At 67.9% G+C, this 15,229-nt stretch carries 17 protein-coding genes and 1 pseudogene; 11 read left to right on the top strand and 7 right to left on the bottom strand.

Features of this window, described 5'->3' with window-relative positions; translation table 11 throughout:
- The 4 genes and pseudogenes from F3J20_RS30795 to F3J20_RS30810 all read right to left on the bottom strand — a co-directional run.
- Window positions 1-279: pseudogene (locus F3J20_RS30795) on the bottom strand (hypothetical protein); the annotation flags it as partial.
- A 25-nt stretch (window positions 280-304) separates the two neighbouring features.
- Window positions 305-1,081, bottom strand: coding sequence for a type III secretion inner membrane ring lipoprotein SctJ (sctJ, locus tag F3J20_RS30800; protein ID WP_167044057.1), 777 nt, complete (start codon window positions 1,079-1,081; stop codon window positions 305-307).
- A 13-nt stretch (window positions 1,082-1,094) separates the two neighbouring features.
- Window positions 1,095-1,490, bottom strand: a complete 396-nt coding sequence (locus tag F3J20_RS30805; RefSeq protein ID WP_167044060.1) for a serine kinase — start codon at window positions 1,488-1,490, stop codon at window positions 1,095-1,097.
- Between the two features lie 24 nt (window positions 1,491-1,514).
- Complete coding sequence (locus F3J20_RS30810) at window positions 1,515-2,075, bottom strand: HrpB1 family type III secretion system apparatus protein (RefSeq protein WP_240162967.1); 561 nt, start codon at window positions 2,073-2,075, stop codon at window positions 1,515-1,517.
- A 349-nt stretch (window positions 2,076-2,424) separates the two neighbouring features.
- Between F3J20_RS30810 and sctU the strand changes: the two genes are divergently transcribed.
- The 11 genes from sctU to F3J20_RS30865 all read left to right on the top strand — a co-directional run bounded on the left by sctU (window position 2,425) and on the right by F3J20_RS30865 (window position 12,029).
- Window positions 2,425-3,486, top strand: coding sequence for a type III secretion system export apparatus subunit SctU (gene sctU, locus F3J20_RS30815; protein WP_167044065.1), 1,062 nt, complete (start codon window positions 2,425-2,427; stop codon window positions 3,484-3,486).
- A gap of 2 nt (window positions 3,487-3,488) precedes the next feature.
- The gene (gene sctV, locus F3J20_RS30820) at window positions 3,489-5,489 is read left to right on the top strand and encodes a type III secretion system export apparatus subunit SctV (protein WP_167044070.1); all 2,001 of its coding nucleotides are present in this window, start codon (window positions 3,489-3,491) and stop codon (window positions 5,487-5,489) included.
- A 16-nt stretch (window positions 5,490-5,505) separates the two neighbouring features.
- Entirely contained in the window at window positions 5,506-6,477 is a 972-nt protein-coding gene (gene sctP / locus F3J20_RS30825; protein ID WP_167285754.1) for a type III secretion system protein SctP, read from the top strand.
- A 6-nt stretch (window positions 6,478-6,483) separates the two neighbouring features.
- Window positions 6,484-7,593, top strand: coding sequence for a type III secretion system cytoplasmic ring protein SctQ (gene sctQ / locus F3J20_RS30830; RefSeq protein WP_167285755.1), 1,110 nt, complete (start codon window positions 6,484-6,486; stop codon window positions 7,591-7,593).
- Window positions 7,580-8,236 carry a type III secretion system export apparatus subunit SctR gene (sctR, locus tag F3J20_RS30835; RefSeq protein WP_167044079.1) on the top strand — a complete coding sequence of 219 codons (657 nt, stop codon included), beginning with the start codon at window positions 7,580-7,582 and terminating at the stop codon, window positions 8,234-8,236. Before sctQ ends, sctR begins: the two co-directional genes overlap by 14 nt.
- A gap of 8 nt (window positions 8,237-8,244) precedes the next feature.
- Window positions 8,245-8,508, top strand: coding sequence for a type III secretion system export apparatus subunit SctS (sctS, locus tag F3J20_RS30840; RefSeq protein WP_167044082.1), 264 nt, complete (start codon window positions 8,245-8,247; stop codon window positions 8,506-8,508).
- Entirely contained in the window at window positions 8,505-9,638 is a 1,134-nt protein-coding gene (locus F3J20_RS30845; RefSeq protein ID WP_167044085.1) for a helicase, read from the top strand. Before sctS ends, F3J20_RS30845 begins: the two co-directional genes overlap by 4 nt.
- Window positions 9,639-9,743: 105 nt before the next feature.
- On the top strand, window positions 9,744-10,862 hold the full coding sequence (locus tag F3J20_RS30850) for a secretion protein SctD (protein ID WP_205193001.1): 1,119 nt from the start codon (window positions 9,744-9,746) through the stop codon (window positions 10,860-10,862).
- Window positions 10,863-10,879: 17 nt separating this feature from the next.
- Window positions 10,880-11,131 (top strand): type III secretion system protein, encoded by a 252-nt coding sequence (locus F3J20_RS30855; RefSeq protein WP_167044091.1) that lies wholly within the window; start codon window positions 10,880-10,882, stop codon window positions 11,129-11,131.
- 117 nt (window positions 11,132-11,248) lie between these two features.
- Complete coding sequence (locus F3J20_RS30860) at window positions 11,249-11,455, top strand: hypothetical protein (protein WP_205193003.1); 207 nt, start codon at window positions 11,249-11,251, stop codon at window positions 11,453-11,455.
- Between the two features lie 118 nt (window positions 11,456-11,573).
- Complete coding sequence (locus F3J20_RS30865; RefSeq protein ID WP_167044094.1) at window positions 11,574-12,029, top strand: CesT family type III secretion system chaperone; 456 nt, start codon at window positions 11,574-11,576, stop codon at window positions 12,027-12,029.
- A 38-nt stretch (window positions 12,030-12,067) separates the two neighbouring features.
- Here the strand turns inward: F3J20_RS30865 and F3J20_RS30870 are convergent, their stop codons facing one another.
- From F3J20_RS30870 to F3J20_RS30880, 3 genes are all read right to left on the bottom strand, one after another.
- Entirely contained in the window at window positions 12,068-13,432 is a 1,365-nt protein-coding gene (locus F3J20_RS30870; protein WP_240159068.1) for a secretin N-terminal domain-containing protein, read from the bottom strand.
- The gene (locus tag F3J20_RS30875; RefSeq protein ID WP_167044097.1) at window positions 13,429-14,196 is read right to left on the bottom strand and encodes a response regulator transcription factor; all 768 of its coding nucleotides are present in this window, start codon (window positions 14,194-14,196) and stop codon (window positions 13,429-13,431) included. The genes F3J20_RS30870 and F3J20_RS30875 overlap by 4 nt, the downstream gene beginning before the upstream one ends.
- Before the next feature lie 29 nt (window positions 14,197-14,225).
- A partial coding sequence (locus tag F3J20_RS30880) for a HAMP domain-containing sensor histidine kinase (protein WP_167285756.1) occupies window positions 14,226-15,229 on the bottom strand: 1,004 nt, incomplete at its 5' end.

A 15,229-nucleotide genomic window follows, 5' to 3' on the forward strand; every position in this document is an offset into this window, starting at 1 on the left:
CGGCGCCGGCATTCCGGCCGCGGCAAGCCAGGCTTCGGCGAGCGCGCCCGTCTCGCGCGCGCTCCGGCCGCGCAGGCAATCTGCATAAGGCACCGCCGCGAGCCGCTGCGGATGCATCCAGTCGAACAGCGCGCGGCGGCGGCGATGATGCTCGACGAGCCTGGCCGCCAGCACGGCGGGCGTGTCGCTGGCCGCCGCGTCCTCGCTCACCGTGGGACGCGCATCAGCAGCGCCAGCCTCGGTTGCGGCGGCGTCCGGCGGGGCGTCGAGGGCATTCATGTCCGTCACGCTCGCGCGTCCTTCGTCACGCCGGACTCTTGCGCAGGCGCTGCCGCAGCTTCGACAGCAGCTGGTTCGCGTTGCCGCGCACCAGCACGATCGCGCCCGCGATCATCAGCAATACGATGCCGAGCGCCCCGCCCGCGATCATCAGCGAGCCGTCGCGCCGCTGCGCCTTCGCTTCGAGGTCGATCGCATCGGCCGGCACCGACGTGACGCTGACCTGGTCGTAGGTCAGCCCCTCGATGCTGTGCACGACGAGATTCTTGATCGCCGGAATCAGCGTCTCGACGCTCGCATCCGGCCGGTACTTGATGAACACCGCAGCGGACGACGGCTTCACCGACTGCGCGAGCGGGTCGTTGTTCGGCAGCACGATCTGCACGCGGGCGACCACCACGCCGTCGATCTTCGAGAGCGTGTCGTCGAGTTCCTGAGACAGGCCGTAGATGAAGCGCACGCGTTCTTCGGTCGGCGTCGACACCATGCCGTCCTTCTTGAACAGCGCGCCGAGATCGTCGAACTTCTTGCGCGGCAGGCCGCGCGCGCGCAGCACTTCCATCGCGTGGACCATCTCCTTGTCGCCGACCGTCACCGACCAGGTCTTGCCGGAATCGGGTGTCGTCTTCTCCGCGTCGACGCCGTACTGCTGGAGCGCGGCGACCATTTCGTTGCAGTCGGTTTCGGAGAGCTGCCCGTACAGCTCCTGCTTGCAGCCGGCGAGCGCCAGCAGCACGACGGCGGCGGCCAGCGGACGGCGCCAGCGCGCGAACGCGCGGCTCGGGTTGAGGATCGAGGCCATGTTGGTCGCCATCTCACTGGTTCTTCATCAGGGTCTGGACCGCGTCTTTCGACGACTGCACGGTCGCCATCTTGACCTGCAGGTCCATGTTGAGGCTCGCGATCTCGAGCTGGACCGTCATGTCGGCGGACGCGAGATGCTGCATCGACAGCGTGCTCGCGTGCTGGGACATGTACAGCACGTCGTTCGGCACCGCGTGGTAGTAATCGGCCTGCTCCTTGACGGCTTTCGTCACGATGTCCGTGTGCCCGATCTGATGCACCTCGGGCACGGCGTGCGGCGTCGGGTTCGCCATCATGGCCTGAAACTTGTCGACGAGCGCCTGCGGTGCCGCGGCCGGTTGCGGCGCGGTGGCCTCGGTCAGGTGCGAGAGTTCGTGCTGGAATTGCGCGGCGGTGATCATGCTCATGTCGCTTCTCCGGTCGGGGTGCGGTCAGATCCGCATGTAGTGCATCGTCATCAGCATGTCGTTGGCCGACGGCGGCTGGGGCTGCGCCGCGGCGCTGTCCCCCGCCGTCGCCTCGTCATCGAGCGCGCGCGCCGACTCCGGCGCGACGAAGCGCCCGGTCCGCCGCGCATCCGCCGCGGCGTGTTTCAGGTCATCCCCTGCCAGTAACAGCTTCGCGAGCCGCGTCACGTCCGGGTCGCTCTCGTCCTCGATGATCCTGCGCGCCTCGTCCTGCCAGCCGAATTCATCGCGCGCCTTCAGGCACTTGAGCAGCATGCCCCGGCTCTCCGGCAGGCAGGCCGAGCGCTCGACCAGATAGCGGAACAGCTCTTCCGCCTCGCTCCATTCGTCGCGCAGCATGTGCAGCCAGCCGTCGAAGAACGAGAAGTCGACGTTGTCCGGACGCAGCAGATGCAACATCGCGACGAGATGCTCGATGTCCTCGATGTCGACTCCGGTCCGCGTCCCGCTGTTCGCGAATGCGGCGCCCGTCAGATCCACGATCGCGCCGACGACTGCCGGCGGCCATGACGACCGATCCTTCATAACGTCCATCCGTTTTCCCCAAAAGGCAATCTGATCCGATTCAGTGCGCCATCCACGCGCCCTCTGTTGGCGCTACGTTACGCAAGCCCGGGTATGCGACATGGGTGCCGCACGAAGTCGTACCGCGAATTACGAAGCGGCGCCCGTCCGATCCGCACTCGCGACGACCAGGCAGCGGCCCGAACCGCTGCGCCCCGGCGGCGGGGCCGCGCCGTGAAGGGGGCGGCGCTTCGCGCGCGCCGTCGGGACTTCGCATTCGCGCGCATGCTGCCGCCCGCGCGCCGCTAACGTGGCGTGACGGATGCCCGCCTCCCGCGGCGCGCCGTTCAGAAGCGCGAAGGACGCCGTCATGAGTGACGATAAGACCGAAGAGCCCTCAGAGAAAAAACTGAGAGACGCTCGCGAGGAAGGCCAGGTTGCGAAGAGCACCGATCTCGTCGAGGTCGCCCCGCTCGGCGCGCTCCTGCTGACCTTCACCGCCGGCCAGCGCTACCTGACCGATTCGCTGCGCGCCGTCGTGAACGACGCGCTCGACTTCACGCACGGCGACAGAACGCTGCAGGACCTGTCGGTCACGCTCTCGGACATGGGCTTCCACGCCATCGGCCTGCTGTGCGGGATCGCCGCGATCGCTCTCGTGGCGGCGGTCCTCGCGCTCTTCCCGCAGGTGGGCTTCGTGATCTCGCTGAAGGCGGTGAACCCGAAGCTCGACGCGATCAGCCCGGCTTCCGGCCTCAAGAAGATCTTCGGCATGAACGCCCTCATCGATCTCGCGAAGATGACGGTCAAGGCGATCGTGCTGATGGCGGTGATGTGGTCGACCATCAAGTCGTCGATGCCGGTCGTCGCCAGCTCGCTCGACGAAACGCTGGCGCGCCTGATCGAAGTGCTGTGGTCGGTGGTGACGCACCTCGTGACGGTCGCGCTCGGCGTGTTCATCGTGATCGGCGCGGTCGACTACAAGCTCCAGCACTGGCAGTTCATCCGCAAGAACCGCATGTCCAAGGACGAGGTCAAGCGCGAGCACAAGGACAGCGAAGGCAACCAGGAAGTCAAGGGCGAGCGCAAGCGGATAGCGCGCGAAATGAGCCAGGAAGAACCGAAGCGCGGCGTCGGCCGCGCGAGCGTCGTCGTCGTCAACCCGGTGCACTACGCGGTCGCGCTGCGCTACGACCCGGTCGAGTGCCCGCTGCCCATCGTGATCGCGAAGGGGCTCGACGACGAGGCGCTGCTGCTGCGCCGCTACGCGACCGAAAGCGGCGTGCCGATCGTCGCCAATCCGCCCGTCGCGCGAATGCTGCACAAGGTGCCGGAGAAGCAGCCGGTGCCCGAGGAACTATTCGAGGTCGTCGCCGCGATCCTGAAATGGGTCGACGGCATCGGGACTCAACCCGCCAGAACGGAGAAGTGAACATGCCGAAGTCATTGAAACTGCCAGGCATCGGCGAAGCCGGCATCGCGATCCTGCTGGTCGCGATCGTCTCGCTGATGATCCTGCCGCTGCCGCCCGCCGTGATCGACGGACTGCTCGCGATCAACATCACGATCAGCGTCACGCTGCTGATGGTCACGATGTACGTGGGCCACATCGCGTCACTCTCGGCGTTTCCGTCGGTGCTGCTGTTCACGACGCTGTACCGGCTGTCGCTCAACATCGCCTCGACCAAGTCGATCCTGCTGCACGCCGACGCCGGCAACATCATCGAGAGCTTCGGCGAACTCGTGGTGGGTGGCAATCTGGTCGTCGGCCTGGTCGTGTTCGTCATCATCTCGGTCGTGCAGTTCATCGTGATCGCGAAGGGCTCGGAGCGGGTCGCCGAGGTCGGCGCGCGCTTCACGCTCGACGCGATGCCGGGCAAGCAGATGAGCATCGACGCGGACCTGCGCGCGAACATCCTGACTCCCGAGGAAGCGCGCAAGAAGCGCATGCGGCTCGCGATCGAAAGCCAGCTGCACGGCGGCATGGACGGTGCGATGAAGTTCGTCAAGGGCGACGCGATCGCGGGCCTGATGATTACGATGGTCAACATCATCGCCGGGATCGCGGTGGGGGTTGCCTATCACGGCATGTCGGCCGGCGACGCGGCGAACCGCTTCTCGGTGCTGTCGATCGGCGACGCGATGGTGTCGCAGATTCCGTCGCTGCTGATCTCGGTCGCGGCCGGCGTGATGATTACCCGCGTCGACGAGGGCAACGGCGATTCCGGCTCGTCGCTCGGCGAGGACATCAAACGCCAGTTCACGAGCAGCGCGCGTGCGCTGTATTTCGCGGCGCTGCTGCTGCTCGGCTTCGCGGCCGTGCCGGGCTTTCCGGCGCCGCTCTTCGTGCTGCTCTCGGGCACGCTCGCGTTCGTCGGCTACCGGCTGCAGAAGAACCAGGGCGGCCCGGCGAAGGGCGGCGGCAAGCCGGTCGGCGCGCTGCAGCGGGCCGGCGCGAAAGGCGATGCGCCGTCGATCCTGCCCCGCCCGCCCGCGTTCACCTGCCCGCTCGGCGTGCGGCTCGCGCCCGACGTCAGCGGCCGGCTCGCGGCCGATGCGCTCGACAAGGCGTTCGACACGCAGCGTGCGGCGCTGCAGGCCGAGGTCGGGCTGCCGTTCCCCGGCATCATGATGTGGACCGACCCGACGCTGCCGGACGATACCTACGAAGTCCTGATTTTCGACGTGCCGCACGGCCGCTCGACGCTCGCCGAATCGCTCGCGAACGCGAAGAACGCCGCCGCGGCCGGGAGTGACACGAAGAGCGACGCCAAGGCAAAGGACGCGGACGCGCCGACGCCGGAAGCACTGATCGCGGGGCACACGATCGGCCTGCTGCGCACCCATTCGCACCTGTTCCTCGGAATCCAGGAAGCGCAATGGATTCTCGACCAGTTGAACGAGGACTATCCGGGCCTCGTCAGCGAAGTGCAGAAGGCGCTACCGCTGCAGAAGATGGCCGACGTGCTGCGCCGGCTGCTCGAAGAGCAGGTGCCGATCCGCAATATCCGCAGCATCACCGAAAGCCTCATCACCTGGGGGCCGAAGGAGAAGGACATGCTGATGCTGACCGAGTACATCCGGATGGAACTCGGCCGGCTGATCGCCTACCGCGCGACGGGCGGCGGCACGCGCGACATGCCGGTGGTGCTGGTCGACGTGCAGGTCGAACAGCACATCCGCCAGTCGATCAAGCAGACGCCGACCGGCAACTTCCTCGCGCTGCCGCCCGACGAGATCAACCGGCTCGTCGCGAAGATCGCGGAGATCGTCGGCGAAGCGCCGCGCGCGCAGATCGCGCTGGTTGCGTCGATGGACATCCGGCGCTACGTGAAACGGATGATCGAGGCGCGCCTGAACTGGCTGCCGGTCTATTCGTACCAGGAGCTGGGCGCCCACGTCGACCTGCAGCCGGTCGGCCGGCTGACGATGTAACGGAGCCGGCGCCGACATGCATGCCCACTCCCCTCACCGGGTCCGCGTGATCGCGGACCCGTCCGCGCAGCCGGCGCACGACGCCGCGCCGCAGTCGGAACCGCTGCGCCGGCAGGCGGACCGGTTCCGGCAACTGCTGGCGAACGCAGCCGCCGAGGCAGCCGACGCGAACGCGGACGCGCTGTGCGAAACGGCCGACGCGTTCGAAGCGTCCGAGCCATCCAGTCCGGCGGACGACGCGCCGGAAACAACGGATGCCGGGCAGGAGCCGGCGGCCGAACCCGAGGCGTTCGCGTTTCTCTCGCCGCTGTACGACGAACAGCGGCATTCGCAGGAGCAGCAGTCGCGCGACGAATCGGGCGGTGAATCCGGCAGCGAATCGGGTGGCGGCCGGAACGAGCACGAGCGCGACGACGGCAAGCCGTTTTCCGGCGCTGCACGCGAAAGCCGAACCGGCGGCAACACCGGCGGCTTCGGTGCCTGGCCGCACAGTTCCGGCGTTGCCGCCGGCCCGGTCCGCGCGACCGGCAGCGGCAACGCTTCCGGCTCCCGCGCGAATCCAGGCGTCGTCGCGGCCGCGAGTCAGGCCGCAGGCTCCATCCATCACGCAGCGGCGCTCCATCACGCGCAAGCGACATCCCAGGCCGCGCCGCGCGCGACCGCGATCGAGGCACTCACGCCCGTCGGCGATGACGTCCGGCGCCTCGTCGGCTCGATCGTCGAACAGGTCGCCGACTTCTGCTCGAACCCGGCGGTGCGCGAGCGCGGCGACTGGCGCATCACCGTGCCGATCGATTCGGCGCAACTGCCGGGCTGCACGCTCCACGTCGCGCTTTCGCGTTTCGACTTGACGCTTCGCTTCGACACCACGGACGACGCCTCGCGACAGCTAATCTTGCGGCATCAGACAACGCTCGGCGACCAGCTGAAACAGATGATGCAGACGCGCTTCGACGCATCGCACGAGATCGAGATCATCGTCACGTAATCGCACATGGACACCAATCAATCGCACCCGATGCACCGTACGCCCGTCGCGGTCTCGCTCGATCCGGCACGTCTGCCCTCGCTCGCCGCCGCGACCGCGCGCCAGCACCGGCTCGCGGTCGACGAGCGGCTGGGCGCCGTGCTGTCGCATACGTTCGGCGTGACGGGCTGGTCGGTCGGGATGCGCAACGTCGTCGACGCGGCGCGCGCGGTCGTCGTGCGGCTGCGCTGGGGGATGCAGAGCGCGTCGCTACGCCTCGACTTCGCGCAGCACGCGGGGCTCGCGAGCCTGTTCGATGCGGACGGCGGCGCCCAGCCGGACAACCCGGCGCTGCGCCACGCGGTCGGCGCGCTGCTGCTCGCCCCGCTGGCGCGCGCGTTCGAGGCGTTCGGCATCGACGGCGTGGAGATCGCCGCGCTCGACCGCGCGCAGGAGGCGGGCCCCGGCCCGTGCTGTGCGCTCGCGTTCCGGCTCGGCGGCGAGCGTATCGACGCGACGCTCGAACAGATCGACGACGGCTGGTTCGACGCGCTGGAAGCCTTCGTCGCGCGGCAGTTCACGCCTTACGCGACGCACGTCAGCGGGATCGCCGTGCCGGGGCGCCTGACCATCGGCGAGAAGGCGATGAGCGTGACGAAGCTCGACTCGCTGCGCCCCGGCGACGTGCTGCTGCGCGCCGTTTCCGAACCCGTCGCCGCGCTGCTGCGACATGCCGCCGAAGCCGCGCGCGCGCAGGTGGTCTGGGGCCGCTACGGCACCCGCCAACTGCGCGTGCCGGTCGACCTCACCCAACAGACCATGACCCTGACCGAGGACCCCACCATGAGCCACGACACGCGCTTCAGCGCTCCTCTCACCGACTCGATCGACTCGCCGGTCGGCATCAGCGATCTCGATCTGCCGCTGAAGCTCGAGATCGACACGGTGTCGATGCCCGTCGCGCAACTGTCCGCGCTGCGCGCCGGCTACGTGCTGGAACTGCCGACCCAGGTGCCCGACGCGCGCGTGCGCCTCGTCACCTACGGGCAGACCATCGGCTTCGGCGAACTGGTCAGCGTCGGCGACCATCTCGGCGTGCGTCTTCTTCGACTGTCGAGCGGCCATGATTCAGTTTAACGATCTCACCGGGCTGCTGATCACCGTCGTCGCGATCAGCCTGATCCCCTTCGTTGCAATGGTGGCCACGTCGTACGCGAAGATCGTCGTCGTGCTCGGGCTGTTGCGCAACGCGCTCGGCGTGCAGCAGGTGCCGCCGAACATGGTGCTGAACGGCATCGCCGTGCTGGTCTCCGCGTACGTGATGGCGCCGATCGGCATCCAGGCCATGCAGACGATGCAGAACACCCACCGCGCGCCCGGCGCCGATTCGTCGACCATCGTGTTCGACGCGTTCGATGCCGCCAGGGAGCCGTTCCGGGGCTTCCTCAAGAAGCATGCGGGCGAACGCGAGAAACGCTTCTTCGTGCGCTCGGCAATGGTGATCTGGCCGAAGGAGATTGCCTCGAAGCTGCGCGAAGACGACCTGATCGTGCTCGCGCCGGCCTTCACGCTGACCGAGATGACCGACGCGTTCAAGATCGGCTTCCTGCTGTACATCGCGTTCGTCGTCGTCGATCTCGTGATCGCCAATGTGCTGATGGCGATGGGCCTGAGCCAGGTTCAGCCGACCAACGTCGCGATCCCGTTCAAGCTGTTGCTGTTCGTCGTGATGAGCGGCTGGTCGACGCTGATCCACGGACTCATCATGACCTACCGCTGAGGCATCTCATGGAAACCGATACGCTCATTCGCGTCACCACCGAAGGGCTGCTGCTGTGTCTGACCGTCTCGATGCCGGTCATCGTCGTCGCGGCGGTGTCGGGCCTCGCGATCTCGTTCGTGCAGGCGATCACCTCGCTGCAGGACCAGAGCATCTCGTACGCGGTGAAGCTCGTCGCGGTCGTCATCACCGTGCTCGTGACGGGCGCCTGGGGCTCCGCGTCGATCCTGCACTTCGCGAATGAAATCATCACGCTGGCGGTGCCGTCATGAGCTCGCGCATCCACGGCAACAACGGCCATTCGAACCATCAGGCCGATGAGCTTTCGCAGGAAGCGCATACCGAGCAGAAATTCGAAGCGGGCACCTTTACGCGCTTCAAGGTGCAGCGCGTAAAGATGCAGCGCGCGCGGATGCTGCACAACAAGATGGCGGCGGCGTTCTGGAAGGGCAAATCCTTCATGGGCGCGAACCGGCTGCCATCGCCGTCCGCGCAGAAATTTGCCAGGCTCGGCCAGCGGCCGCGCCCCGAATCGTCGGGCAAGTCGCATGCGAAGGACACCGAGATTCGCGAGCAGCCGGACGACGGATCGCAACTGAACCGGTACGAGCACGAGCACCGGCGCGACGACGATCCGCAGAAACAGCATCAGCATTCCCACCCGCACGAGCACGAGCGTGAACATGAACGCGAGCGCGACCGGGATCAGCAGCAGCCGAAGCAGGATCAGGGGCGCGAACACGAACGCGATCAGCAGCGCCAGGACCAGGAGCCGCGCCGCGAGCGGGACGACGGCCAGCCGCAGCAGCAACAGCAGGGGCAGCCCGACGGCCGCCAGCCGCGGCGCGACGGCGACAAGCGGGAACGCTCGACGCGCATCCAGGCGGCGAAAGTAGGCAAGATGCGGCCGGTGCGGTTGCAGGCGCTCGCGAGCCCGATGCAACTGCTCGCAAAGGAGAAGATCGGCTCGCCCGATCTGCCGTCGCGGCTCGCGGCCGACGGTACGCGCGCGGCGCTCGATCTGCTCTCGCAGATTCCGCACGACGGGCCGCTGCTGCTCGTGCCCTACCTGCTCCAGATGATGTCGCCGCTCAGCATGGTCAGGCGCCGTCAGCCGGCGCGGCTGCAGTCGTACCACAACGCATCGCTCGCCTACGCGCCCGCCGTGTCGCCGAAGCCCGCGGTGACGGCGAAGCTGCATGCGCTGTCGCTCGACACGGCGCTCGCGCGGCGCGACGCCGGCGTCGACTACAACGACGACGAGCAGTCGCTCGCCATGATCCGGCAGCGGATTCTCGACGCCGTCGGCGTCGCGCAATCGACGGCGGACGGCACGCCGGCCGCTTCGGATACGACGCTGCAAGTTCGCATGCCGCCCGCTGCGCCGGAGGCGAAAACCTAAACTGGATTCGACGGTTGCGGCCGCTAACAGCGGCGAAAACGACGGCCGCACCCTTCAGGCATTTCAGGTATTTCAGGCATCAGCGGATCAATGGGAACGACGAACATGAAAGCCCTTCGAGTACTGACCGGAACTCACGCCGGAGCCCAGGTCCAGCTCACGAGCGGCAGCTACCGGATCGGCGGCGCCGAGGATGCGGACCTCTGCATCACCGACTGGACCGTCGACGACGTGACGCTGGTCGTCGGCGAGGAGGGCGTGACCCGCCTGCAGTCGTCGAACGGCGACGAGGTGCTGGTTGCCGATTTCGTCGCGGTGCCGTTTGGCGACGTGGTGTTCTGCGTCGGCCCGGAAGACGCGGACTGGCCGCGCGATCTCGATCTGCTTGCCGGATTGTGGAAGACGGCCGAGCCGCCGATCGAGGCGCCGGCGCACGATGCCGCCGTTGCAAGCGCCGCGGACGACGCAAACGTCGCGAACGATGGGCCCGCGCGGAACGACGCGCCGCAAGCCGCCGATAGCGATGCGGCCGGCACCGACGGCGCGCCCCGCCTCAACCCGGTGCTCGCGCTGCTCGCCGCGTCGGGCCGGCTGTCGGGCAAGCTGACCTGGCGCACCACGGTGGCCGCGCTGATGTGCACGGTGGCGGTCGGGGTATTGGGCGCGGTCGGCACCATGTTCGCCGGCACGCAGTCGAGCGAGGCGGCCAACGTGAAGTTCAACCCGGCATCGCTCGCGCGCGAGATCGACGGCGCGCTGCACCGGGCCGGCTTTGCCGACCTGCACGCGATGCCGGGCAAGGACGGCGTGGTCGTCGAGGGCATCGTGCCGCAGTACAAGGACAGCGCCAAGGCACAGCGGATCATGGACGCAATCGCACCGGGCAAGGTGCGGCGCGAATACGACGTCGCGCAGCAGGATGTCTCGAACATCCAGCAGTCGCTGACGGGTACGGGCGCGACGGTCGACTACGTGGGCCACGGGGTGTTCCGCGTGACGGGCAGCGTGCCGTCGATGGCGACCTTCCGCACGCTGATCGCGGGCGTACGCGCCGATCTCGACCGCAACGCCAAACGCATCGACATCGACGTGAAGGAAGCGGAGCTGCCGACGCACGACGCCCAGTTCACGGAAGTCGTCGCGACCGGCGGACTGCGCTACGCCGAAACCCCGGACGGCACCAAGCATCTGTTCGCCAGCAGCGAGGACGAGGCAAACAATTGAACACTCAAGGAACGGACATGTACGACGCACTGATACCCATCGCCCAGGATCTGAGCGCGCTCGACGCGACGCTCGCCGCACCCGACGGCGCCCAGCGGGTCGCCCGCATCGCCGCCGCGTTCGACGAGACGGCGCGCCGCATCAGCCAGGCCACGCAGACGGCGGCCGACGACGGCGAGCGCCTCGATCTGCAGAAGCTGTACCGGGGCATGGTCGCCGCCCGCCGCATCGTGCTGTCGATACAGGAGCGTCACGGCGCATCGGCCTGAACGGGTTGTCCCGGCGTTTTTTCGCAATTCACCGCCCGCGAGGGCAGCAGCAAGCGGCCCGCAGGGCAACCGGCAGTGAGCAGTTTCTTTCTCAATCTTTTTTTGGAGTTATTCATCATGTCTTCTATCGCAGCCAGTGGTGTTCAGCAAAGCGGCGCGCAAAGCGCTGACATGGTCGGCCAGATGCAGCAGATGGCCGATCAGAACAATGCCATGACGATGGCGTCGATGCAGATCAACATCCAGCAGCAGGAAACCTCGGCAACAGCGTCGGTCGGCAACAACGGCGCGAAAAATATCTCGGACGCCGCGAAGGGTCAGTAAGATCCGACGCGCCAATGCAGTCCCGTGCGACGGGCACGGTGCGGAAGGCTCGCCCTTCCGTCTCCGTGCCCGATTTTTTTTGCCGGGCAAACCACGCGCTGCATAGGAAATCGATTCCATGAGCAGGGAACGCTTCGTCGGGCTGATCCACGAAATTTGCGACGTGGTCGGGCTACCCGACGCCGAATACATCGTCGAGACGCAGGCCCTCGAAATCGAAGGCTTCGACGTCCGTCTCGATCATCACGAGAACGACCCGGACTCGATCTACGTCTGCTTCCACTACGGCACGGTGACGGCCGGGCGCACGCTGGTCGTGTTCCGCCTGATGCTCGAGGCGAACCTGCTGATCTACGCGCAGGACCAGGCGCAGCTTTGTCTCGACTCCGACACCGGCAGCATCGTGCTGCTCGTGCGGGTGGTGATGGGCAACGACGTGACAGGCGAATATCTGGCGGACGTGTTCGCGCACTACGCGGAACACGGCCGCTACTGGCAGAACAACATCCTCGCATCGGGCGACGAGATGTTCGAGGGCATCGCAGCCGGCAACTTCATGTGGCTGCGCGCGTAACGTGCATAGCGCGCAGCGCTGGCGCATTCACCGGCGCACTACGCCACGACCCGTGGCACCAGCAGCACGAGCCGTGAACCTGCGTTCGGCTCCGCCGACGCGTCGCGCGGCGCCTCGATCACGAGGCATTCGCCGGCCGCGACGCTACCTTCGACGTGCCGGTATTGCCGGGCATCGTCCGGATGGCCGATCTCGACGCCGAGCCCGATCATCGCGGCCGCGGCATTCCCGTTCACCGTCGGCCGCACCCCGAGCCACAGGTCGCGTCGCGGCTCGTCGGGCCGCCCTTCAGCCTCGCGCGCGAGCCGTTCCTCGTGACGGTCGATCACGGCGGGCGAACGATCCTGCGTCAGCGACGTCTGCGATACCTCGATCCGCGCCCGCCGCTCGGCCGCGAGCGCGTGCAGTTGAGCGAGCAGCGCGTGGCCGCCGTCCGGCGCCACGCCGACACCCGGCACCACGTCGCCCGAGGCCGTCGCAAGCGCGGGAGGCAAAGCGGCCTGCAAGGCGTCGAGCGCGTCCGCATCGACATCGACCACCCAGGTCTGAATCGACACGAGCTGCGGCATCACGTCGAGGTCCATCACGAGCGCTTCGTCGGCCTCGATCCGCTGCGGCTTGTCGCGCACCAGGATCGAGTTGGTCGCGGCGTCTGCCTCGATCGCCGGCAGCGGCATGCCGAGATCGACGAGCTGCGGCGCGGGCGTGCCGCTTGCCACGGGCGGCAGCGGCGGCTGGAAGCGGCGGCGCAGCAGCGTCGCCGCGCCCGGCACGATGAACGTGCGGCCGTCGACGACGCGCACGTCGTCCGCGGCATTCGCGCGCGTCAGCCGGAATACCCGCACCGAGGTCGGCGTGCGCGTATTCGCGGCGCGCTCGAAGCGGTCGGCCGCCGCGCCGAGGCGCTCGACGTAGCTCGCGGGCCCCGTCACGTTGACGGTGTGCGCGGCGGCGTCGATCGACAGCGGAAAATGCGCGTCGGTGAGCCCCCCGCGCGTGAGCGCGGTAACGAGCGCGTCGGGCGCCAGCGCGTGCGGCCGCAGCGCGACCGACTGCTGCGCATTCGCCGGCGAGATGCGCAGCGCGACGCCGTTGTAGTACCAGACGAAACCGTAAGTATGGCCAAGCGTATCGAGAAACCTTGCCGGCGCCATCGAGAAACGTCCGTCGACCGCGCCCGGCACCTCGCCGTCGACGACGACGCGCAGATGCTGAAGCGATGCGAACGCGTCGAGCACGCTGGCGACGCTGCCGCCGGTCGCGACGTAGTCGAAGTTATCGCTGGCCCAGACGACGGGCGCGGCGTGTGCGCGCGGCATCGGCAGCGCGGCGATCAGTACCGCTGCGGCGCACGCGATGAGCGGCCGGCGCGGCACCGGCCGGAACGGCAAGGGCAGCCTCATCGGGCCTCCGCATCGGTTGAGTCATTGGAGGAATTCTCGGCGCGCGGCGCCTCGGCCTCGGGTTTCAGCGTCAGCCGGTAGCCGGTCGCGTAGACCGACTGCACGCTCCAGCCGACGCCGGCCGCCTTCAGGCTCGCGCGCAGCCGGCTCACGTACATGTCGACCGAGCGGCTCTGCACCGCCGCGTCCCAGCCCCAGACCACGCTCATCAGATCCTGCCGCAGCACGACGGCGCCCATGTGCCGCGCCAGATGCCAGAGGATGTCGAACTCCTTGGTGCCGAGTTTGTGCGCGACGCCGCCGACCACGAGCGAGCGTGCCGGCTGGTCGAGCGCCGCGTCCTCGACGAACATCCGGCGGCTGTCGACGTTCATCGGCGCGAAGCGGCGCAGCAGCGCGCGCATGCGGGCGAGCAGCACCTGCCGGTCGTACGGCTTGACGAGATAGTCGTCCGCGCCGGCGTCGAGAATCTCGACGATGTCCGACTCGGCCGAATGCACGGTCTGGAAGATCACCGGCATCGTCGATTGCGAGCGGCTGCGGATCTTGTGCAGCAGCCGGTCGCCATTGACGCCCGGCAGATCCCAGTCGAGGATCGCCAGATCGGCCCAGTTGTCGGCGAGGAACTGCTGGGCCTCGAGTCCGTTGTGGAAGGCGTCGATGTGATAGCCCTCGCTTTTCAGCCAGGCATTGACGAGCGCGTGATGCGCGACGTCGTCCTCGACGAACAGAATGCGAATTGGTTTTCCTGCAAGCGATTTCATGATCCAGCCTTAGATTGACCGCGCTTCCGTCAGACGGCACGGTTCGCGCGTAATGCCCGGTCCGCGTCGACGAGCGACGTCGACAACGACGGCGCCGCGGCGGGATTCAGGCACGGCAGGCGCAGCACGAACAGCGTGCCGCCCCGGCCGTTCAGTTCGGCGTACAGCGCGCCGCCATGCACCGCGACGATCTGCACCGCGAGCTTCAGCCCGAGGCCGAAACCCGTGGCCGATTTCTTGCCGAACTTCTCGAAATCGGTCAGCCGCTCGTCTTCGGGCAACCCGGGCAGCCCGCCCGCGTGATCGTCGACGAGCACTTCGACGAATCCACCGTCGTGGCGCAGCGACACCGTCACGGCCTCGCCGCGCGGCGAAGCGCGCACCGCGTTGTCGATCACGTTCTGGATCGCGCGGGCCACGAAGTTGCGCATCCCGTTGACCCAGACGGGCGCATTGTCGGGCAGCCACAGATGCAGCGCCACGCCGCAATACACTGCCGTCACTTCGAGCTGCGAAATCATCTGGCGCAGCGTCGCGCGCAGGTCGAAGCGGCGGAAGTCGCGCGCCTGCAAATGCTCGGTGACCGAGGAAAAGATGAACTGCTCGCCGAGCGACAGCACGTAGCGCGCGAGCTGCGTGATCCGCTGCATGCCGCCGCAGCGCTCGAACGCTTCCGGATCGCTCGCGTCGAGCTGTGTCAGCGCGCTGATCGAATTGAGCGGCGAGCGCAGGTCGTGCAGCAGGAAGCGCAGCGACGTCGCGCGTTCGTCGAGCGAGCGCGCGAACGGCGTCACGTCGGTCACCGCGATCACGGCGCCCGCGCCAGGCAGCGGTGCCCCCGCCTGCAGCCACAGCGTCGCCTCGCCGGCGCGCACTTCGCGGCCCGCTTCCAGATCGCGCGGCAGCGGCACGTCGTCGAAGCCGAAATGCTCGGCCAGCGCGACCGCAAAATCGACGCCCGGCGGCAGCGCCATCTCGAGCATCGCGAGCGCGCGCGCGTTGGCATCGAGCACCGCGCCCGCGGCGTCGAGCG

It is taken from the genome of Paraburkholderia sp. Cy-641 (assembly GCF_011752945.1).
Classification (GTDB): domain Bacteria; phylum Pseudomonadota; class Gammaproteobacteria; order Burkholderiales; family Burkholderiaceae; genus Paraburkholderia.